We start from the raw sequence: 21,474 nt of genomic DNA on the forward strand, positions 1-21,474 counted from the left end.
GGTTCCGGGGGGGGGGGGGGGGGGGGGGGGGGGGGGGGGGGGGGGGGGTGGGGGGCCGGGGGGTGGGGTGGGGGGGGGGGGGGCCGCCCCCCCCCCCCCCCCACCCCAGTGACCGGGGAGAACGGTTCCGGGCCCTGCCTGGCCCGGAACCGCGCCCTTGACCAGTACCCCCGGTCAGGGCTTCGTGTCGACCGTGGTCAGCCCGCGGCGGGGGCCTCCAGGTCGAAGAGGTCGGCCAGCAGTTCGTAGGAGCGGAACCGGGCCTTCTTGTCGTGGATCATCGAGGAGACCATCAGCTCGTCCACACCGGTGTCGGCGACGAAGAGGTCGATCTTGGCGCGCACGGTCTCCGGGGAGCCCACGAAGGAGTAGCGGAGCATCGCGTCGGTCTGCTCCTTCTCTCCGGGCCGCCACATCGTGTCCATGGCGGAGCTCTCGACCGGTGGCTGGAGCAGGCCGCGCGCGTTGCGCATGATGCCCAGGAAGGCCTGCTGCTGGGAGGTGAACAGCCTCTTCGCCTCGGCGTCGGTGTCGGCGACCACCACGTTGATCCCGGCCATCGCGTACGGCCTGTCGGCCTGTTCGGAGGGCGCGAAGTCCGTCCGGTAGGCAGCGAGCGCGTCGTGGAGCGCGCTCGGGGCGAAGTGCGAGGCGAAGGCGTAGGGGAGACCCAGGTGGGCCGCGAGCTGGGCACCGAAGAGGCTGGAACCGAGAATCCACAGGGGTACCCGCAGGCCTTCGCCGGGGACGGCGCGGACCGGCTGGCCGGGGCTGGCGGGCTCGAAGAGCGACCGCAGCTCCTGGACGTCCTGCGGGAAGGTCGAGGAGGCCGAGGAGTCGCGGCGCATCGCCCGCATGGTCCGGGGGTCGGTGCCCGGCGCGCGGCCGAGACCGAGGTCGACGCGTCCGGGGTACAGGGACTCCAGGGTGCCGAACTGTTCCGCGATGACCAGCGGGGAGTGGTTCGGGAGCATGACGCCGCCGGACCCCACCCGGATGGTGGAGGTGCCCTCGGCGATGAAACCGAGCGCGACCGAGGTGGCCGCGCTGGCGATGGCCCTCATGTTGTGGTGCTCGGAGAGCCAGAAGCGGGTGTAACCCCAGCGCTCCAGGTTCTGGGCGAGTTCGCGCGCGTCGCGCAGGGCCTCGCCGGGGTGGGAACCCTCGACGATGCTGGCGTGGTCCAGGACGGACAGGGCGGGCCGGTTCGCCGGTCCTGTGGCCTCCGTGCCCCCGGTTGTTTGCGACATCTCAGTTACCCCCACTGGCCTGGTTCATTCGATGATCGACGAACATCGAACACTGACGGTACACTCGCCGCTGAACGCACGCCAAATCCTGGTCGTCGGCCGACCCGGCCTTCGGGCCGGTGTCGGAGGGCTGGTGGTCCCCCCGGGTGAACGCGTGGAACGGCCGTACGGCGGAGGAAGTGGAGGTGGGGTCTTGGTTCCCAGGGGGACGTCCCGCGGGCGCGAGCATCCGCCCCTGTCGGAGGTGGATCTGATCACGGTCCTGTCGGCGCTCGCCGAACCCACTCGGATGCGGATCGTGCGCATGCTCGCGGAGTTCGACGGCGAACGCGCCTGGAAGGACATCGAGCTGCCGATCGCGCAGTCGACCCTGAGCCATCATCTGAAGATCCTGCGCAACGCCGGGGTGGTCCAGAACCGTACCGAGGGCACGCGTTGCTTTGTCTCGTTGCGGGACCAGGACCTCGACGGGCGTTTCCCTGGCCTGCTCGAGACCGTACTGGGTTGCAGCGACCCCCAGTGAGGGGGGTCCGGGGCGCGGCGGGGGGCCGCTCCGGTGCCGTGCGCGCGGTAGGGGCCGGGGGGTGCGCCCCGGCGCGGCCCGGTGGCGCGGACACGTCATGTCTTCACTCACGCAGACGCAACGAAGCCCGGTCACGCTGAGTTCCCGACCCTGCGGGATTCTTGCTGTGGTGTGGGGCGGGCGCGTTGCGACCCGGGGCGGGGGCTATCGGCGGCCGTATGCGCGATGAGGGTGGAGGCTCGACAACCGCTTCCGTCCGTGCGATGGGGACGACGGCGACCCCGGCCGGGTCGGCTCCGTGTGAGCCGACGCGGACCGGGGCCGACGTCGAGGTTGGCCTCCGCTCCCGTTCCCCCCGTGGTGGAAGCGGAGTGGGCCCCCCTTTTCTTCTCTTCGTGACCGGGTTCCGCGCCCTCTGTTCCCCTTTGCCCTCCGACGGCGGTGTTGTCCGGAGGGCAGCAGAGGTACGGCGGTCCCCTTGATGGCGAATGGAACATTCACGTGCTCGGCGAACGTGAATTCCCCCGAATCCAACGCCACCCCGGCGGGTGGGAGCGTCCTGGGTGGAAGTTCCCCCTAGATTCAGAACTTCCACGTGCCGTTCCCCGTCGAACCCGCGTCTCTCTCGTGTGACGAACGTGAGAAAGCGAGATCCCGCAGGTGCACCCTATCGCCTCGCCGCACCATGACGTCCCCGTTCGAAAACCACGCACCGCGGTGAACGTGAACCGACGGACGAGTCCCGAAAACGGACGAATGCGCGAAAGGCAGAGCGCACCACACGGACGCCCGGGCAGGCGCTGACTCCGGCTTCGAAGCTCGCGCCGCCTGGCGGCCGACGTTCCGAGTATGCCCCAGCCGGGTGGTGCTCCGCAGCCGTTCCGAGGCAATTCCCCAATCTGATTCCCGGGGTGCCTGGAGTGGTGCACTCGGGGTGGTCATTGGCGGCCTCCGGATTGGTGGGCGCGACGCGCTGACGCCGTCTTTTGTAGGTGGTTTGGTGTCTTAAGTCATCGCTTGGCGGAAACCGGACACCCTTGGGGCGGCTGATCCGGTGGCGCGGGGGCCCGTACAGGGCCCTCGCGAGGCCCTCGTGGGGCGGGAGGCCGCGGGGCGCCACACCGGTGCGGCGGTGGCGGGTGTGGTCGCCACGGGCGTCTCCGGGGGCTCGTGGGGCCCTCCACGCGCTCACGGGGCGGACTTCTGCGACCAGGCGCGTGGCATCGGGCGGTGTTCCCTGTGGTGGGCCGACTGTCCGGTTTCCCCGCTCGCGGTGCGCGGGCGGTGAGCGCGGCGGCGCGGGCGCGGTACCCGTCAGGAGCGCGCGGTCGCGTCGCCCGCCGGGAGTCGCGTTCGGAGCGGTTCCGGCGCCCTGTGTCGCGGTGAGCGCGGCGGGGTGGCGAAATGGTGAAGGCGCGTATTACCCGGGGGGTTTTCGGGGTGAATACGAATGGTCGTTACCGGAGAACGCCGTGTTGTTCCCCGGATGAAACGCGGGGCCGTGCCAGCTCGGCGGTGGCCCGAGCCGCTCGTGGGTCCTGGGTCGTGGGCCGGAACCCGACCGGTCACGCGGGAGTCGGCGGGCCGCGTCACGGGATCTATGCGAGTCCCGCATGGAGTGGTCCGTTCCGGGCGCGGACGGCGGTTCGTGCCGGGAACGGTCGGTCCGACCTCGGACCACCCCTCCCGGGCCATCCGCCTCCGCTCTGCGCCGCCGTTCCCCGGGGCGGGGGCACCCGTTCAGCCCCGGCCCCGGGTCAGAAGGAGGAATCCGCCGCCCTGCCCGACGACCAGGCCGAGGTTGGCGAGCGCGTAGGCCCACCACAGCCAGGCCAGCCCGCCGGACGAGGCGACCGGGAAGGCGGCCAGCGCCAGCAGTCCGAAGCACACGGCGAAGGCGTACAGGGTGGGGGTGGTGCGTTTGAGCGCGAGGAGCCCCATCCCGGGCACGGCCTGCACACCGTCGGCCAGGACCACCACGAAGAGGACCGGGATCAGCGCCGCCACCAGTGACGCGACCGCGGGGTCGGGGGTGAAGACGCCGACGATCGGCCCCGACACCGCCCAGACCAGCAGCATGCTCGACGCGACGACCGGCAGGGCGAGGGCCAGGCCCGCGCCCATCGCCCGGCGGACCTCGCCGAAACCGTGCCGCGGGGTGCCCTCGGAGACCTCGGCCCCGGGGGCGGCGCGCGCCATGAAGGGAACCGCGGCCTGCCCCGTGGCGGTCGCCGGGAGGAAGACGAAGGTCGCCAACGTGATCATCACCTGGTGGGCGGCGGCCTCGACGGGACCGATCCGGGCCGCGGCCATCGCGAGCAGGCCCAGGACGCCGAACTTGATGAGCATGGTCGAGCCCATGGGCAGCCCGACCCGGGCGATGTGCCAGATCCCGGGCCAGTTCGGCGCGATGGGGCCCGTGGGGCGCGGGGTCGGTCCGGTTCCGCGTCGCAGCAGCACGTGGGCCGTGGCCGCCGTGGTGAGGGCGGTGAGGAACATCGCGATCCCGGCGCCGGTGATGTCCAGGCCGGCGACGAGGACCAGGGTGGGGGTCAGGGCCACGGACGACACGGTGCCGAGCAGTCCCACGGTCATCGCCTGCTTCGACCGTCCCAGGCCGATGAGCAGGACGGTGGCGCAGGACTGGAAGGCGTTGGCTAGGAGGGCGAGCGCCATCAGGAGGGGGAACGGCCCGAAGGCGGCCGTCGTCTCGGCGGGGACACCCACCAGCCGGGCGACCAGTGGTACCGCCGCGACCACGGTGCCGCCGAGCAGCCCCATGCACAGAGCGAGCCAGAGGGAGTCGCGCAGGGTGGGTGCGAGGGCTTCGGGGCGGTCCCTGTGCTGGGCGACGAAGGGCATCGATCCGCGCAGTGCTCCCTGGACCACCATCGCGGCCGGGTTGTACAGGGAGACGGTCACAGCGTAGGCGGCCAGGACGGCGGTTCCGGTGTGCCCCAGGACCCCGGCGGTCACCATGGTCCCGATGACGGTGGCGACCATGGAGAGGTAGAGGGGGAGTGCCTTGCCCGCGACCATTCCGACCAGTCGGGGGAAGGGCGGCGGCGCGTCCCCCTCCGGCGCGTCCCGCGCGGGAGCCCTCGTCGGCGGAGTGGTCGCAGGAGCGGCGCCGCCGGGCGCGGGGGAGGTACCGGCGTCGGGCTCGGCGGCCTGGGGAGGGGTGTCGTCAGCCATGGTCTTCTCGTGTCGTGAAGCGGGCTTCGAAAAACGCTATCAGCGGTGGGGCCGGTGGTTCGCGTCGTGCTCGGCCCGGTGCCCGCTCCGTGGCGGGGTCGAGCTTCGTCCCCGCCTCCCCGGTGGTACGCGGAGGCGCCGTGGGCGCGGGCTGCCGCGCTGGTGGGATCGGGCGCGAGCGTGTTCCCGGAACGGCTCCCCGCCGGTGGTCGCCAGCCGGTCCCACGGCGCCCCAGTGGCCGGATGTGGCCCGAGTGGTCGGCGCCCCGACCTCCCGGAGGGCGGCCCGGGCTGGGGGCGAGCGGCGGGCCGCCCTCGGGGCCCCGGGAACGGGCGCTCCGGTCACCCGCCGGTCGGGTCCGGTTTCACGGAGCAGTGCACCGATTTCCTCTCCTTCCCATAACGTCCTCACCCACCGTGTCCGTGGGCGGAGTCCGCGGTGAGACGGTTCGGCAACGGTGGCGACGAACGGGACGCATCCCGTGAACCCCGGTGATCAGGGGTGACCCCGGTTCGGGGCCGCGCGGGAGGGTGCGCTCCCCGGAGTTCGCGCGCCGGTCCGGAAGGGAAGCGGCGCGTGCGCGAAAGAGGAGGAGTGCCGTATCGGATGCCTCACGAATTAGGTAGGTTCGCAGGGAAAAGGGATCGAATGTGCTATCCCGGCACAGCCCACCACAACCGTTCCTGATGTGTGGAAAGCTGCCCCCCCAATGGACTTCTCCCTCCCCGCTCTGCCGCCGAACGTCGCCCCCCTGACCGACGGCGACCCGCTCCAGGTGGGCCGCTATCGCCTGATCGGGCGGTTGGGCGCCGACGGTGTGAGCACCCTCTTCGCCGCCGTCTCGCCAGAGGACGAACCGGTGTCGCTTCGCCTCGCCGGTGCCGAATGGGCCCCCGCGGACGACTCCGGGGGCCGGGTGGCGACGGGTCGGGCCCAGGGAGTGTGCGCGGCGGAAGCCCGGGACGCCGGGACGCACGAGGGCCGACCGTGGGCCGCGATCGACCACCTGCCGGGACCAGACCTGGCCGAGCACGTGCGGACGCACGGTCGATTCGCCGGAGACCCGCTTCTCGTGCTGGCCGCCGGACTGGCCGAGGCGCTCGCCGCGACCCACGTCACGGGTTCCGTGCACGGAGACGTCCGGCCCGACAACCTGGTGGTGACGGAGGGCGGTCCTCGGCTCCTGGACTTCGGCGTGACCCGTCGCGTCGACGACGCCGCGTCGGTGCAGAGCGGGACCAGCCTGGGCTGGCTGGCCCCCGAGCGCTACGAGGGCTCGCCCGCCACTCACCGCTCCGATGTGCACGGTTGGGCCTGTCTCGTGGTGTTCGCCGCCACCGGTGAACCGCCCTTCGGCGCCTCTCCGGCCGGTCACACCCCGGGGCGGGTCCCTGGGCAGATCCTGTGGGAGATGGCGCGTCGCGCCCGTGAGTCGCGGGTCGACCTGAGAGCGCTCCCGGAGGACCTGCGCCCGCTCCTCCTGCGCGCCTTCTCCCCGGACCAGGAACGCAGACCCACCGCCGAGGACGCTTACCTGGAGTGCCTGCTGCTGTTGGGCATCGACGAACGGTCGACCGCCGACACCTGGCCCGGGCAGCTGCGCGGGCTCGTCGCCCGGCACTGGCCCCGGCCGGACGTGAGCTGGTACGACCGGGACCACTGGGCCCGGTTCGCCCGGGCTGAGGAGCGGGGCGGGCGGGGCACTCCCGGTGTCCCCGGCTCCGCCGACGCCTCCAGTGGCCCCGGAGCCCTCGCCGCCGCGCCCGCTCCGGGCGCGTCCGACGCCCCGGCCGGAACCTCCGCCGACGCGCACTCCGGAGGGACCGGTCCGGCCCCCGGTCCCGGCGCGGACCCCGACCCGCCGGATGAGGACGCCTGGGGGCCCGAGGCCGCGGCCGAGGCGTACGGTCACACCCCGCGACCGGCGACGGGGTTCGGGGGCGGGCCCGCCCCCGGAACGCGTAGCGCGGGGACGGCGGGAAGGGGCGGGGCAGACTACCTGTTCGGACCGGCGACGGGCGGCGGGCGCGGTCCCTCCGAGGCCGAGTCAGCCGGGAGCCTCGACACGGACGAGGACACCGACTCCCGGAGCGGGGTCGGTCTGTGGCTCGCCGTGGGCGCGGTCGGGATGGTCGCGGTACTGGGCGGCGGCTACCTCCTGTTCGACACCCTCGCCGCGTCACCCGCCGACACCGTGGTGGCCGAGGAGACCACCGAGGAACCGGCCGGTCCCGAGCACGAGGAGATCCTGGAGGACGTCGTCACCTCGCTGGCCTGCGACGACGAGGAACGGTTGAGTGCGCAGCAGGACCACGCCCCGTGGCGGCCCTTCGGTTCGGGAGCCGTGTCCCCCGACACCTACGCGGCTCTGCTCGTGCCCGGCCCCGAGGGCGAGCCGAACTCCGATCCCGAGGTGTGGCCGTTCGTCTCCCCGCTCGACCACGACACGGTCGACTTCGGTCTGGTCACCTCCCTCGTGGAGGCGTTTCCGGTGATGAGCGTGTGCTTGACCGGCGTACGCGACACGGGCGAGGGCGTCGAGTTCACGGCCGAGCTCGCCTACTTCCCCGACGTCGGCAGCCACCGGGTGTACGAAGAGGACTTCCTGACCCTGACCCCGCTCGACCCCGACCGGAACGGGGGCGTCGACAAGGAGGTCGTCAGGGGAGGAAGCGGCAGTGAGCTCGGCGTTCCCATGACCGTCCTCGCCGAACTGAGCCCGCAGAACCCGACCGCCGAGGTCTCCGTCCTCGTCCCGGGGGCGCCGGAGCGCGCCGGAATCGCCTACCGGCCCTCCGCGTACTCGGGCGCCCTGCTCCATGACCCCAGCGGCCACTGCTACGACGTGGACGGTACCGAGGAGTGGCGGGACACCGACCGGCTCGGTTCGGGCCACTTCGCCCTTCCGGGAACCCTTCCCGGTGAGAACGACATGACGCTCTGCCCGGCGGACGGTCCTCGGGGGCGGGGCGGCGACTGAGCCCGGGCGTCCGACCCCCGGAGCGCCGCGACGGCCCCGGTGTCAGTGCGATCTCCGGTCGCCGGACGGCAGGTGGACGCGCGCGTAGGTCAGCCTCCGCAGCAGCACCTCGGCCGGTCCGCGCAGCCCCAGCCGCCGGGAGGCCTCGGCGAGGACCACGGTCAGACCCCAGGTGAGGACCGCGACCCCGGCGGCCACCGTCGCGCTCGCTCCGGCACCCCATCCCAGACCGTAGGGGGCGAACACCGCGGTGAACACGACCGCCTGCGTCAGGTAGCAGCTCAGCGAACGCTCTCCCACGGCGGCGACGGCCGTGGCGACCGGGCCGGGGGAGGCGTCGGCGCGCCCCGCACGGGCCCGTGCCCGCTCGGTCAGCCCGGACGCGACCAGGGTGATCAGGGCCGCCCATCCGGGCCCGCCCGCCCAGCCAGCGAGGTCGTGCACGATCCACAGTGACGTCAGGGCGACCCGTCCTGGCTCGGGCAGGAGACCCGAGGTCACCAGTGCGTCCGGCAGGCCCGCGGCCGCGGCGACCGCCAGGCCGACGACGGCGGTGCGCACCAGCAGGTCGCGGTGCTCCTCAGGGCGTTCCAGGATGCCCCGGCGACCGGCCCACATCCCGACGAGCAACGGCGGCAGCACCACGAACAACAGGGTCACCGGGGTGTACAGGGTCCACTCGGCGAAGCGTTCGGCGCAGGCCGCGAGGAAGTCGGACTCCACGAGAGAGGGAACCGCCGGCGCCGTGGCGGCGTTCTCGGGTGCGGACCCGAGCGCCCCTCCCAGACCGAGGAGCGTGTTCAGAGCGGCGGAGGCGACCGCGACCGCCCCCGCCGACCACAGCAGGACGGCGTCCCGTGCGCGCAGGAACCCCACGAACAGCAGGAGGCCGAGCCCGTAGGCCCCGACGATGTCCACCGGCAGGAGCAGTACCCCGTGCGCCAGGCCGATCGCCAGCATCCACCAGCCGCGGCGGCGCAGCACCACGCGGGCGTGCACCCACCCGCCGCCGGAGTCGATCACCCTCCGCATGATCCACACCGTGCCGTAGCCGAAGAGCAGGGAGAACAACGGGATCGCCCGCCCGTTCACCAGGGTGCTCTGGACGAGCACCAGCACCTGGTCGGCGACGGAACGAACGGTCTCGGAGTGGGTGAGGAAGAACTGGGCGTTGACCAGCGCGATGAACAGCAGCATGAAGCCGCGCGCGAGGTCCGGTGCGAGGGAGCGTCCGGGGGAGGGGGGCGGTGGGGTTCCGTTGGAGGGCGGGCGGGGGGAGCTGCTCATGGTGACTCTCTCGTCGACGCGGCTGCGGGGCAGGTCCGGGTTCGGGACCCGACGACGAAGCTACGGAGACCTCGGCCCCCGGCCGATGGGGCCCGCACGAGACTTCGGGTGGGTTTGTCCCCACCGGAACGGGCGCCTAAGGTGGTGGTGCGTCGCGTGTTCCCGGCCAAAGAGCAGTGGGCCGGCCGGAAGCATGGAGGCGCCATGATCTTTCGGGGAGCCCATCGTGAGCACACACACCACGTTCCGCGTCTGAGCGGGCCGAGCCGTTCGCGGCTCCGGTGCGACACGTCCTTCGGGACCGTGAGCCTCCGGCCCCGGTGACTCCGGGCCCCGCGGGTCCGCCCCGCCGTCGCACCCGGGCCGCGCCTCGGCCGCCCCACCGCCCTTCGGTGCCCACCGCACCCTTCCGGGCGGACTCCTCCGACCCCTCCCGACCCGACGGCTGCCCGGTGACCTGCCCCGCTCCCGAACCGTACGGGCCTTTCGGAGTTCGAGCGCGCCATCGCGCCCTCGGCGGCGTCCGCCTCCACACCAGTGAGAGGACCGTCCCTTGACGGACAAGCACGACCAGAACACCCACGACAGCACCGACCACGACTCCGCGTCGACCCCCGCCGACCAACCGCCGGTCGGCCCGCACCAGCGTCCGGCACCCAGGGTGAGCCCCTGGAACGAGGCGGTGGTGACCGAGTTCCGGGCCAACGGAGGCCGCGTGGGCGGCCGGTTCGCCGGCGGCGACCTGCTGCTGCTCACCACCAAGGGAGAGCGCTCGGGGCACGAGTACACCAACCCGCTCGGTTTCGTCCGGATCGACGACCGGGTGTTCGTGGTGGGCTCCGCCGGGGGCGCCCCGGAGCACCCCGCCTGGTACCGTCACCTGCTCGCCCACCCGATGGTGACCGTGGAGCTTCCGGGAGAGGACCCCCGCGAGTCCGTCGCCGTCCCGCTGGAGGGCGGGGAACGCGACCATGTCTTCCAGGAGATCGTCCGCCGCCTGCCGGGGTACGGCGAGTACCAGGAACAGACGGAGCGGCTGCTTCCGGTGGTCGAGTTGCAGCACCCGCCCGCGTTCGGCCCCGACGAGGCGGACAACCTCGCGGACAAGCTCGTCCAGGTCCACACCTGGTTGCGCGGCCAGCTCGCCAACGTGCGGGTGGAGGCCGAGCGCTACCTCGCCGGGCGGGACGCCTCGGCGACCGACTCCGGCGTGGGGCTCAACCTCCAGATCCGCCAGCACTGCCTGGCCTTCTGCGAGTCCCTGCACTTCCACCACACCGGCGAGGACACCATGTTCCCCGGGCTCGCCGAGGGGTTCCCGCACCTGCGGGAACCGATCGAGCGCCTGGTGGAGGAGCACCGCGTGGTCGATCGCGTCCGGGGTGAACTGGAGGCCCTGCTCGCCGACGTCGCCACCGCCGACCGCGCGCGCTTCATGGCCGAACTCGACCGGCTGACCGAAGAACTCCAGGCCCACCTGGACTTCGAGGAGGACACCCTGATCCCCACCCTGTCCTCGATCCCCTTCCCGCCCAGGTGACCCGTCTCCCGCCCCGGTGACTCGGGGGGCCCGGGGGCCGACCTGCTCCCGGGCCCGGCTCCGCGGGGGTTCGCCACGATCCGGTCACGGAGCGAACCCCCGTGAGGGCCCGCACATCCCACCTTCCGTCACACATCGGTCACACGAGAGGACGGATCTTGGTAGGGGTTGACGTCACCGTCGGCGGCCACAGGCTCCTCCGTCTGCTGGGGCACGGCGGATTCGGCTCGGTCTACCTGGGCCGACACCCCGAGGGCGGACTCGGCGCGGTCAAGATCATGCACCCCCGGCACGCGGGTGACCCCGGCGTACGGGAGCGGTTCGCACGGGAGGTGGAGCTGGCCCGCACAGTGGCCTCTTTCTGCACCGCACGGGTGATCGACGCGGACCCGAACGCCACCACCCCCTGGGTCGTCACCGAGTACGTGGAGGGACGCACCCTCCACGAGACCGTGCGCCTGGAGGGACCGTGCTCCGGCGCGGACCTGCACCGCCTGGCCGTCGCCACCACCACCGCCCTGGCGGCCATCCACGGTGCGGGGATCGTCCACCGCGACTTCACCCCCGCCAACATCATGCTGGCTCCGGACGGGCCGAGGGTGATCGACTTCGGTGTGGCGCGGGCGCTGGAGGGGGCGGGCACGCTGTCGAGCGCGCTCATCGGTACCCCGAGGTACATGGCACCCGAACAGATCGAGGGTCGGCCGTCGACCTCGGCGATCGACCTCTTCGCCTGGGGATCGGTGACCGTCTTCGCGGCCACGGGCCGGGCTCCCTTCGACGGCCCGAACCCGGCGGCGATCCTGCACCGGCTGGTCTCCGCGGAACCCGACCTCAGCGGACTCCCCGACGCCCTGGGACCCCTGGTGGCCCGGTGCCTGGACAAGGACCCGCGACACCGTCCCACCGCTGCCGAACTCCTCGCCCTCCTCATCGGCGCCCCCATGGAAGCGGACCGCGCGACCGTTCCCTCGCCCCGCGCCCCCGCGCGGCCCCCGCGGTCCGGGGAACCGCCGTCCGGACCGCCGCCGTCAGGGGCCGGGAGACCACTCGCCCACGCCCGCCCGGGGGAGGCGTTCGCGTTCGCCAACGGGCTCCACCTGCACCCGGGCGACCTGGCCGAGGCCATGCGCCCGAACTGGGACCGTGCCGTCGCGCTCCTGGCCTCCCCGACCCGGCGGCGCTCGCTCACCGACTGGCTGCCGCCGGGATCACCGGCACGCCGTTGGATCGAGGACGACCACGGCGCGAGCCACGACCTGGAGGTCGCCCGGCTGGTCGCGCTGCTGCGTCCGGACCTGCCGCCCGTCTATCGGGGGGTCCGGATGACCCTCTCCGACCTCGCCCGCGCCGCTGACGACCCCGAGGCACCGCACGACCCCACGGTGAGCGCGGCGATCGAGAGCGGGGCCCTACCGGTCCTGGCGCGACACCACTGCGCACAGCCCGGCCACCCGTGTGAGGTCGGCCGCCCCTGTTCCGTGTACGAGGAGGTCGCCCGCCTCGTCCCGACCACCGTGCGCCTGGCCGGGGACTACGAACGATGGTCCTCGCCCCTGCGCGGCCGCTTCACCGGGCCCCTGATGCGCGTCGACGTCCGGCCGCTGACCCTCACCGCCCACCTGGTCGTCGAGCTGTCCAGCGGCCGCACCGAGGAGGAGTCGCTGGAGCGGGCCCTGGTCCAAGTCCCCCAAGGGCCGTGGCGCACGGCCCTTGCCCAGGGCGCTCTCCGGACCCCTCCCGGAGACCGGCGGGCGGCGGCCGTCGCCGTCCGAGCGGTGGCCGGTGTCGCGCGGAGCGCCGGAAACGCGCAGCTGCGGCTGCGCGGCCTGCGGAACATGGAGGAGAGCCGCAGCGCGCTGGCCGGGGAGGCCGCCTTCACCGGTGTGGTCGCCTTCGTCGGGGCCGCGCTGTTCACCGTGGCCTGTCTGCTGACAGCCAACGCCATGGACGACGCGGGAGCCGTGGGAATCGCCGTGTCGCTGTCCGCCGCCGCCTTCGTCTGGGCCGCGCACTACGGTTCCCGCAAGCGCCGCGACCTGAGGGACGCCCCCTCCCAGAGCGAGGTCGACGCGGTCGAGCGGCTGCTCGTGGTGCCCGACCGCGACGACGCCCTCCGTGCCCTGGAGCTCGCCCTCGGCCAACTGCCGGGCGTCGGCGGCCGTCGCCGCTGAACCGAGCGGCCCCCGGGCGTCCTTCCCTAGCCCCCGAGCAGCAGGGCGAGGTCGATGTCGGTGCCCAGGAACATCGAGCCGACGATGAGGATCAACAGGCCCGGGAGCAGGGTCGCGGCGGTCACCATCGTCACCCTCGGGTTGAGGCGCTGGGCCTTGCGCCGCATGTACTGGGCGTCGGCCAGGCGCATGTCCCGGCTGATGTCCACCAGGGTGTCGCTCAACGGCGCGCCCAGTTCCTCGGCCTGCTGGATGGCGGTCACGAACTTGCTCAGCGACTCGTTGCGGTTGCGGCGGCGCAGGGACTCGAAGGCCTCCCGGCGGGAGGTGCCCAGCTCCATCTGGCGCAGCGCGATGGTGAACTCGTCCGCCAGCACCCCCGGCATCGACACCGCGACCCGCGCCACGGCGGCGCGGAACGACATCCCGGCGCTCACCGTGACGGCCAGGACGTCCAGGAAGTCCGGCAACTGCGTCTGGACCTCGTCGGCGCGCTCCTGCGTCTGCACGTACAGGTTCAGGTCGGTCAGCCCGGTGAAGGCCAGCGCCAGCAGCGCGAGCATCGGACTGGAGTCCGCCGCCAGCACCAGGACCGCCAGAGAGCCGTAGATGGCCACCTCGCCGACCTTGCGCCGCACGTACCGTTCCGTGGTCAGCCCGTCCGGACGCCCCGCCGCCTCGATGCGGGCGGAGACCGACGCCCGCTGACGCTCACTCATCGACGCCAGCAGCCTCCTGGAGAAGGGGCGACCGATCCGTTCGGTGATCCGGTGCAGGAAGAAGGTCTCGTCGCTCTTGACGATGACCGGGGCGTCGAGCGGGTCCTCCACCTGGACCCGCGTGTGCGACCGGGTCAGGTACAGGCCGTAGAAGGCGAGCAGGACGACCAGGGACGAGGCGAGCGCGGCCGCCAGCGGGGCCAGGAGCGGGAGGTTCACGGGGGTGTCCTTAGGTGCGGGGGCTGTCGGAGGAGACCGCGGAGGTGCCGCCGACAGCTACATCTTGAACCGTGTGATGCGGGCGACCAGCGCGAAACCGGTCGTGAACAGGGCGGCCACCACCAGAAGCACCGCGATGCCGGGACCGGTGCTCGTCATCGTGCGCATGATCCCGGGCTCGATGCCGTTGATCATGAACAGGGCACCCACCGACATGAACCCGAGCGCCCACACCGTGGAGGTCGTCTCGCTGAGGATGGTGTTCACCTCGCGTCGGGTCTCCTTGCGGCTCTCCAGCGTGGTGGAGATGTTGCGCAGGGCCGTCACCAGGGAACCTCCGGACCGGGACGCCACCACCAGCGTGGACAGCAGCACCCCCAGCTCCCGTGACGGCATCCTCTGGCGCAGGTCGGCGATGGCCTCCTCGAAGCTCGCGCCCAGCTTCATCGACTCCGCCATTCGGCCGAGCTCCTCCCCGGCCGGACCGTCCAGCTCGTCCGCCGCGATGGCCACCGCCGTCGGCAGGGCCAGCCCCGCCGAGGTCGCGTTGCCGAGTACCCGTGCCAGGTCCGGCAGCTGGTTGGTGAACTCCTCCCGGCGCTTGGCCTCGGCCCTGCGCAGGTAGGAGAAGAACAGGAACACCACGCCGGCCGCCGCCAACAGCCCGAAGAACGGCGCGAGCACCTGCCACACCACCACGACCGCCAACAGGGCCCCGCCCACCAGCGCCAGGACGAACGTCGCCGGACGCACGTCCGTGCCCGACCGCGCCATCCGACGGGCCAGCCGGGAGCCCCACTGCGTGCGCCGCAGCCGGGCGTCCCACCGGGCCAGCGGCGTGGACGCCTCGTACTCCGCCTGTTCCAGGGCGCTTCGCGCGGCGATCAGCCGCCGCTGCTCGGCGCTGGCCACGAACTCCCACAGCGCCCACAACATCACGGCCAGGACCAGGGCGAGACCGCCGAGGATCACCATGACCTGCCAGTTCACCCTGACTCCCTTCGAACCGGAGCCGTCCCTCGACCCGCGAGCACGCGACCTGGACACCGCGTCGGCGACGCGGTGCGGCCCCTCACCGGTCTCCCCGGGAGCGGTCGTCGGACACGACACCGAACACGGAGGGGATGCTCTCTCCCACGTGGTAGATCCGGCTCGCCACGTGGCGGGGAAGCGGATGGTGCCGGAACCGCCCCTCCACGGAGCGGTCGGGGTTCACCGGCAGCGCCGCGAACTCCATGAGGCGGTCGAGCCGGAACTCCTCGCGCCGCCGCGACGACACCACGGAGATCTCGTTGACCCGCCGCGACCCGTCCGGCCAGCGGCCCAGGTGGACGACGGCGTCGACGGCGTTGTTGATCTGGTCCCGGATCGCCTCGTAGGGCACGTTTCCCTCGCCCAGGGTCGCCAGGGTCTGCAACCGGTGGACGGCGTCGTCGGCGGAGTTGGCGTGCACCGTCACCAGGGAGCCGTCGTGCCCGGTGTTCATCGCCTGGAGCATGTCGATGGTCTCCGTGCCGCGGACCTCGCCGACGATGATGCGGTCCGGGCGCATCCGCAGCGCGTTGCGCACGAGGTCGCGGATGGCGATCTCGCCCCGGCCCTCGATGTTGGCGGGCCGGGACTCCAGCCGCACCACGTGTTCCTGCATCAACTGGAGTTCCGCGGAGTCCTCGATCGTGACGATGCGCTCATGGCTGGGCACGAAGGCCGACAACGCGTTCAGGAAGGTCGTCTTGCCGGTGCCGGTACCGCCGGACACCACGATGTTGAAGCGGGCCCGCACCATCGCCGACAGCAGCACCCCGGTCGGCTGGTCCAGACTGCCCATCCGCACCAGTTCCTCGATGGGGTAGGGCTTGGGGAACCGGCGGATGGTCAGGACCGGACCGGACAGCGACAGAGGGGGGATGATCACGTTGACCCGCTCACCGCTGGGCAGCCGCGCGTCCACCATCGGCGAGGCCTCGTCCACACGCCGGTTGACCAGCGACACGATCCGGTCGATGGTCTGGTACAGCTGTTCCTCGCCGTTGAACGTGGCGTCGATGCGCTCCATGCGGCCGCCACGTTCCACGAACACGTTGTCGGGCCCGTTCACCATGATCTCGGTGATGCTCTCGTCTGCCAGCAGCGGCTCCAGCACCCCCAGACCGAGGGCCTCGTCCACCACCCGTCGGATCAGCACCGACCGCTCGCGGTCCGACAGCACCGGACCCTCGCGGGACAGGAGGTGTCCGACCACCCTCTCCAGACGGACGCGGCGCTGGGCGAGCGTCAGCTGGGTCAGGTCCTCCAGGTTGATCTCCTCCAGGAGGCGCCGCCGCCAGTGCGTGACACTGCCGCGGTCCGCGCGTTCGTCGACGCCGCGGTCCTCCTCCAGACGGTCCTTCAGGCCCATGTCCCTCGTCTCCTCCTTGCGTGTGCCGCCGTGGCGCCACGAAACCCGTGACTCACACGTTCGGCATGTCCACCCGTCGGGTCAGCGTGAGGTTCAGGTCCACCGACGAGAACACGATCGGCAGCGGGTGCGAGACCTCCACGAAGTACCCGTCACTGTCGTTGGCCCCGCTGGTGACGGTGGCGCCGTCCAACCAACCGGGTAGGGCGGCGCGGGCGGCGGCCTCGGCCCCGGACAACTGCTGGGTTCCGGCGACCCGCGCCCCGGCCCTGGCGGCGGACTCGATGCGTTCGATCGCCGTGAACGCCAGGAAGACCTCCATCGCCACCACCGCCGTGAACAGCAGCACCGGCAGGATCGCCGCGAACTCCAGGAGGGGGCCGCCCCGGTCCGACCGCGGGTGGTCGCCGAACAGAAGGCGGCGCGGGCCCGACGCGTGACCGGAAGCTGGTGTGCGGTTCAGAGCTCTTCCTCCGGCTCCGTCTCGACGGTGTGCCTGGGACGGACCTCGGTGACCACCTTCGCCTCACCGGTGAGGGTCCACGGAACCGTCACCCCGGGCATGAACACCGGCATCTCCAGGCTCACCCGCGCGAACCGCGTGCCGTCGCGGTCGACGACCTCCGTGGACATCACGTCCGCGCCGTTCCACGGTGCCCGGACGCGTTTGCGGGCCTCCTCGTCGACTCGGTCCGGGTCGTCGGGGGTGACGGAGGCCTGGCGCGCCGCCTCGGAGGCCCCGTGGGACGCGTACATGGAGGTGACGCCGATCAGCAGCACCTGCCACACCAGGGCCAGGGCCAGCATCATGAACGGGACCGTCGCCGCGAACTCGACGAGAACGGCGCCCCGGTCCCCCCGGTGGCTCCGGCACGACCCGTGGGCCCCGTGGGCGTCAGCCACCGGTACCGCCGCCCCCCGGGAGTCGGGGACCCGGCCCCCAGGAAGGCGGGCTGGTCGGCCAGGTCGGGTGTCCGGCCGACTCCGCCCCCAGGGAGTTGAGGAACCCGGACACGTCGCGGGTGGTGGGGCCGGTCTGCGTCGGGGGCCGGGAGGCCAGCCCCGCCAACCCCTGTGGAAGCCCGCCCGAGGGTGTGGTGTGGCGGCCCGGGCCGATACCGCTCGTGGTCGCGGCGGGCGGCACGAGCAGGTCGAGCTCTGAGGCCAACCGGGCGAAGGCCCTGCGCAGCCCCTCGTCCGTCACCTTCGTGGGATCGCCGCTGTTCTCCCCGGGCTCCAACGCCCGGTAGGCGGCCGGAACCGGGGTGCGCAGCACCTTCGTGCCCAACAGCTGCTGGAGGAAGTCCGGCTGGATCTCGTTCTTGCGGCTGTGCCGGGTGACCAGCGAGTACACGTCCTCGTGGGAGCGGATCTGGAGGCGCTCCCACATGGCCATCAACCGCTGGGCGCCGCGCAGTGCGGGCACGTCCGGGGTCACCGTCACCACGGACCTGTCGGCCACCTCCACCGCCATGGCGGTGGCCTCGTTCATCGTGGAACCGCAGTCCACGATCACCAGTTCGTACCGGGAGCGCAGGGCGCTCAGGATACGGCGGGTGGCCCTGGCAGTGACGTCCTCACCGCGCTCACCGTGCTGCGGGGCCAGGAGCACGTGCGGGCCGCGCGGGTCGACGTACAGGGTCTCGGCGAGCATGCCCGGGCTGATGTCGTCGGCCGCGTCCACCAGGTCCGCGATCGACCTGCGGTGCTGGAGGTTGAGGAAGGCGGGCAGGTCCCCGGCCTGGAGGTCCAGGTCCACCAGGCACACCAGCCGGTCCCGCCGGGCCGCCGCGAGCGACAGGTGCACCGCGCAGGTGGTGGTGCCCACCCCGCCCTTGGCGCCGCTGAGCGTGACGATCCTGCCGCGCACCCCGGAGACGGGAAGGTCCAGCGACGCCGACTCGAGGTGTCGCCGCAACGTCCGCGACCACTCGGCCGCCCGGGCCACCCGGGTCTCCAACTCGGTCGCCCCCGAGTCGGCCGGGAGCACGCCCCGGGCACCCGCCTCCATGGCGGCGGTGAAGGTGTCGGGGTCCATCGACGGAGAGACCAGCAGGATGGCCAGTTGCGGGTGGCGGTGCGACAGGTCCCGGATCGTGTCGAAGACCGGGGAGGGGCCCAACTCCTGGTGCACCAGGACGACGTCGAGGTCGGGGTACTCGCCCGCCCCGTTGATCAGGTCCGTGCTGGTGAGGCGGCACGAGACGAGGTCGGCGGCGGCCAGCTCCTCGAAGCGCGCCGCGATCACCATCTCCGTCTCGGAGGTGGGCATCCCCGCCAGGACTCGGAAGTTCACCGCTCACTCACCCTTCCCGCGGCGTGCGCCGCTCGTCGTTCTGCGGACTCTGGCCGGTTCCGCCGAGTCCGTCGCCGAAGACCGCGTCGAAGTCACCGCTGCACACCTGGGTGTCCCCGGGGTCGCCGCCTCCCGCCGCGCTGACCAGGGCCATCCGCAGCTTCGTCGCGAACTCCTCGGCGTAGGCGAGCTGGAGCGCGGTCTCCGGGGAGAGACGGAAGGTGACCGGGACGACGCCCGCCACGCCACCGGACTCCGACTCCTGGCTGCGCAGTTCGCCGATGTCCAGGACCTCCACCGCGGTGACGATCCGGGTCGCGCAGGCCTCTCCGTGGTCACGCGGCTGGAAGGTGCCGTAGATGTCCACCACGGACCCCCGACCCACCTTGCCCGCGAGCCCGTTCTCGGCGTTCACCATGATGGCGATCTCGCGTTCTCCGGCGGCCAGGGTCGGCTGGGGCTTGACCATGCCGAGCTGGAGTATCGACCCCTTGGCCAGGTGGCTGGCGGCGACCAGCTCCTGCCCCTCGGGGACCTCGATCTCCTCCAGGTCCGAGATGAAGACCTCGGGATCGAAGTACGACGCGGGCACCTCGACGGCGGTGTAGGAGTCCCGGCCGAGGGGTTGGTTGGCGTCCACGTCCTCGACCAGCTCCAGGACGGTGGCGAGTCTGCCCCCCTGGTCCTGCTGCCCGTTGACGTAGGTGAAGACGGAGGCGAACACGGCGACGGCGCCGATAGCGGCCACGACCATGAGCAGGACGCCGCGTCGCTGACGGGGGTTCATAGGGGGTGGTATCCGTTTCCGTGTCGTCGTGGGTCGTCCGTCCGGGCGGCGGAGCGTCGGGCCCTAGCGGGAGTAGGTTCTGGGGGATTCCGGGCGCGGTAGACCGTCGGGGTCCGCCGGAACCTCGGGCGGGCGCACCGGTTCGGGTGCCCGGTGGTCCGCAGGAGCGGCGAAGGGCTGTCGTCGCCCCCGTGCGGGACCGGTGTGTCGCCCGGTCGCGGGCGCGGCGGTCGAGGCGTCCGGCCCGGGTGCGGCCGACCGGCCGTCGTTCCGGGGCGGCGCGTCCCGAGCGGAGGCGGACCAGGGAGAGGGCGTCCAGGGGGTGGCGGCCCCGGTGCCCGGAGGGGCGGCCCCGGGGAGTCGGGCGCCGAAGGCCGTTTCTGGGGAGGGGAGGGGGCCCGGCGTCAGGCCCTGCCCGTTCGGGGCGACGGCGGCCGGGGCGGTGCGCTCACCCACGGACCGTGGACCGGTCGCGTTCCGCGCGGTGGGCGCCGAGGCGGGATGGTCGGCCCGGACGGGAGGGCCGCTGGCGTCGCCGCCGCAGAAGGGGCAGGGGGTGGCGGCGACGGACTCGCCGCACCAGGTGCACTCCGACGCGCTCAGTGCTCCGGCGGCGTAGGCGAGGGCCTGGGGGTGCGCGCTCAGCGCCACGAACTCCACGTACTTGGTGGTGCCCCAGTAGGCGCTGCCCAGGGGTTGGACGGGCAGGCTGCGGGTGGCCACGGGCTGGATCGCCTGGGGCAGGTTCTCGTCGAACACCCGGGTGATGCTCGGGTCCGGGGTGGAGCAGAGCAGCTGCACCGGCTGCACCGGACGGAAGGGAAGTTCGGTGATCATGTCGGAGGCGCGCAACCGACTCACCTGGGCGGAGGGCGCGCAGTAGGCCAGGAAGGAGACCGTGGGCGCGTACGACCCCATGTGCTGCCCCAGGCTGGTGGGGAGCGTGGACAACCCGGACACGGTTCTCAGCCAGGCCCCCGCCAGGAGGTGTTTGGGCAGTTCCGCGCTGAGCGCGGCCACCATGCCCGGCGGCACGTAGGGGGCGAGGAAGGCGAGCTGGTCGGCGATCAGGGAGAGGGCCAGCGGGGACAGGTCGACGCTGATCCCCGCGATGTGGTCGGTGCGCAGGGAACCACGGGCGAAGTCGACCGCCTTGCGGGCGTCGGTGGCCCGCCAGGCGGGGTAGAGCGCCACGATCTTGCGGCCCGCGCGCGCCTCCTCCCTGGCGAAGGCGACGAAGGCCGCGCTGCGGGCGCCCACGTCGTCGCCGGTCATGGCGAACCGCCGCGCTCCGGTCTCGCCCACGTGGCCCGTGCTGGGGATGTCCGCCAACAGGGCTACGGTCGTCGCCGACCGCGGTAGGGCATTGGACACTGGGAAGGCTCCATCGGTTCTGCGCACTCGGGCGGTGTCGGTTGCTTCGGGGGCGCCCCGCGTCTCAGGTGCCACTCGGACGCATCGTAACGAATGGGTGCGGCCCAGCGGGAGGCCTGGTATTCACCACCTTGGGGCACGGGTGGAGCCATGTGGTGGGTTTTCGCCAATGAGGCCAAGGTGACCGGGTTGGCGGAGCGTGACACGTGTGCGCTCCGAGGCGGTGGGGTCCGGGTGAGGATTCCGAGCGGCCCCCGTTCCGTGGTACCGCGCCGGGCACGCGGGGGTGTGTGTTCTCCCGCGCCTCGCGAGCGGTGCGTTCTTTGGTCGTCGGCTCGTCACGGTGCCTTCTCGCTCGAGGGAACGGCCCGAGAGGGGACGCGTTGGTCGGTGGGTGCGGTGGGTGCGGTGGGTGCGGTGGGTGCGGTGGGTGCGGTGGGTGCGGTGGGTGCGGTGGGTGTCGGAGCGTCCGGAGCGGCAGGGGCGCGGGTCCGCCCGTGTGGGAGGGGTGGACGGTGCGGTGTGGTGCCGTCACCTCAAGCATGCCCTTCCGGTTCGGGCCCCGCCAGGGCCTGCGGTCCCTCTGTGGACAACTCCGGGACCGGCAGGGAGCCCGTCCGCGGTCGTCCACCGGACCACCGGTTCGGCGACCGGGGGCGCGCCACCGGCCCGCTTCGCCGGATGCGTGCGGGGTCGGCGGTGTCGTGTCGGTCTCGTTCGGGGTTGCCACG

At 72.6% G+C, this 21,474-nt stretch carries 15 protein-coding genes; 4 read left to right on the forward strand and 11 right to left on the reverse strand.

All coding sequences use genetic code 11. The annotated features are described in order from the left end of the window. Positions 1–197: 197 nt before the first annotated feature. Positions 198–1,250: an LLM class flavin-dependent oxidoreductase gene (locus tag ABZ635_RS15720; protein ID WP_357764925.1), complete on the reverse strand. Its 1,053-nt coding sequence runs from the start codon at positions 1,248–1,250 to the stop codon at positions 198–200. A 244-nt stretch (positions 1,251–1,494) separates the two neighbouring features. Here ABZ635_RS15720 and ABZ635_RS15725 point away from each other — a divergent pair, with 244 nt between their 5' ends. Then, complete coding sequence (locus tag ABZ635_RS15725) at positions 1,495–1,773, forward strand: metalloregulator ArsR/SmtB family transcription factor (RefSeq protein WP_357764928.1); 279 nt, start codon at positions 1,495–1,497, stop codon at positions 1,771–1,773. Positions 1,774–3,513: 1,740 nt separating this feature from the next. Here the strand turns inward: ABZ635_RS15725 and ABZ635_RS15730 are convergent. After that, positions 3,514–4,968 (reverse strand): MATE family efflux transporter, encoded by a 1,455-nt coding sequence (locus ABZ635_RS15730; RefSeq protein WP_357764931.1) that lies wholly within the window; start codon positions 4,966–4,968, stop codon positions 3,514–3,516. Positions 4,969–5,678: 710 nt separating this feature from the next. Here ABZ635_RS15730 and ABZ635_RS15735 point away from each other — a divergent pair. Continuing rightward, positions 5,679–7,949, forward strand: a complete 2,271-nt coding sequence (locus tag ABZ635_RS15735) for a protein kinase (protein WP_357764934.1) — start codon at positions 5,679–5,681, stop codon at positions 7,947–7,949. Positions 7,950–7,991: 42 nt separating this feature from the next. On the opposite strand, the gene ABZ635_RS15740 is transcribed toward ABZ635_RS15735, so the two are convergent. Continuing rightward, positions 7,992–9,236 carry a DUF418 domain-containing protein gene (locus ABZ635_RS15740; RefSeq protein ID WP_357764936.1) on the reverse strand — a complete coding sequence of 415 codons (1,245 nt, stop codon included), beginning with the start codon at positions 9,234–9,236 and terminating at the stop codon, positions 7,992–7,994. A 661-nt stretch (positions 9,237–9,897) separates the two neighbouring features. On the opposite strand from ABZ635_RS15740, the gene ABZ635_RS15745 reads away from it, so the two are divergent. After that, a complete protein-coding gene (locus ABZ635_RS15745) occupies positions 9,898–10,776 on the forward strand; it encodes a nitroreductase/quinone reductase family protein (RefSeq protein WP_357765069.1) in 879 nt (292 codons plus the stop codon). A gap of 158 nt (positions 10,777–10,934) precedes the next feature. Next, positions 10,935–12,950, forward strand: coding sequence for a serine/threonine-protein kinase (locus ABZ635_RS15750; RefSeq protein WP_357764939.1), 2,016 nt, complete (start codon positions 10,935–10,937; stop codon positions 12,948–12,950). A gap of 26 nt (positions 12,951–12,976) precedes the next feature. Here ABZ635_RS15750 and ABZ635_RS15755 read toward each other — a convergent pair whose 3' ends face one another. The 8 genes from ABZ635_RS15755 to ABZ635_RS15790 form a co-directional block, all read right to left on the reverse strand. Continuing rightward, entirely contained in the window at positions 12,977–13,888 is a 912-nt protein-coding gene (locus tag ABZ635_RS15755; RefSeq protein WP_357764942.1) for a type II secretion system F family protein, read from the reverse strand. Between the two features lie 57 nt (positions 13,889–13,945). After that, a complete protein-coding gene (locus ABZ635_RS15760) occupies positions 13,946–14,878 on the reverse strand; it encodes a type II secretion system F family protein (RefSeq protein ID WP_357764945.1) in 933 nt (310 codons plus the stop codon). An 82-nt stretch (positions 14,879–14,960) separates the two neighbouring features. Continuing rightward, positions 14,961–16,286, reverse strand: a complete 1,326-nt coding sequence (locus ABZ635_RS15765) for a CpaF family protein (protein ID WP_357764948.1) — start codon at positions 16,284–16,286, stop codon at positions 14,961–14,963. A gap of 52 nt (positions 16,287–16,338) precedes the next feature. After that, positions 16,339–16,701: a TadE/TadG family type IV pilus assembly protein gene (locus ABZ635_RS15770; RefSeq protein ID WP_357765071.1), complete on the reverse strand. Its 363-nt coding sequence runs from the start codon at positions 16,699–16,701 to the stop codon at positions 16,339–16,341. Positions 16,702–16,745: 44 nt separating this feature from the next. Beyond that, positions 16,746–17,096, reverse strand: a complete 351-nt coding sequence (locus tag ABZ635_RS15775) for a pilus assembly protein (protein ID WP_357765075.1) — start codon at positions 17,094–17,096, stop codon at positions 16,746–16,748. 85 nt (positions 17,097–17,181) lie between these two features. After that, positions 17,182–18,582 carry an AAA family ATPase gene (locus ABZ635_RS15780; protein WP_357764951.1) on the reverse strand — a complete coding sequence of 467 codons (1,401 nt, stop codon included), beginning with the start codon at positions 18,580–18,582 and terminating at the stop codon, positions 17,182–17,184. 7 nt (positions 18,583–18,589) lie between these two features. Next, positions 18,590–19,369 carry a Flp pilus assembly protein CpaB gene (gene cpaB, locus ABZ635_RS15785; protein ID WP_357764954.1) on the reverse strand — a complete coding sequence of 260 codons (780 nt, stop codon included), beginning with the start codon at positions 19,367–19,369 and terminating at the stop codon, positions 18,590–18,592. Positions 19,370–19,432: 63 nt separating this feature from the next. Beyond that, a complete protein-coding gene (locus ABZ635_RS15790) occupies positions 19,433–20,701 on the reverse strand; it encodes a hypothetical protein (protein WP_357764957.1) in 1,269 nt (422 codons plus the stop codon). Positions 20,702–21,474 lie beyond the last annotated feature (773 nt).

The organism is Nocardiopsis sp. NPDC007018, from assembly GCF_040635075.1.
In the GTDB taxonomy this organism is placed as follows: Bacteria; Actinomycetota; Actinomycetes; order Streptosporangiales; family Streptosporangiaceae; genus Nocardiopsis.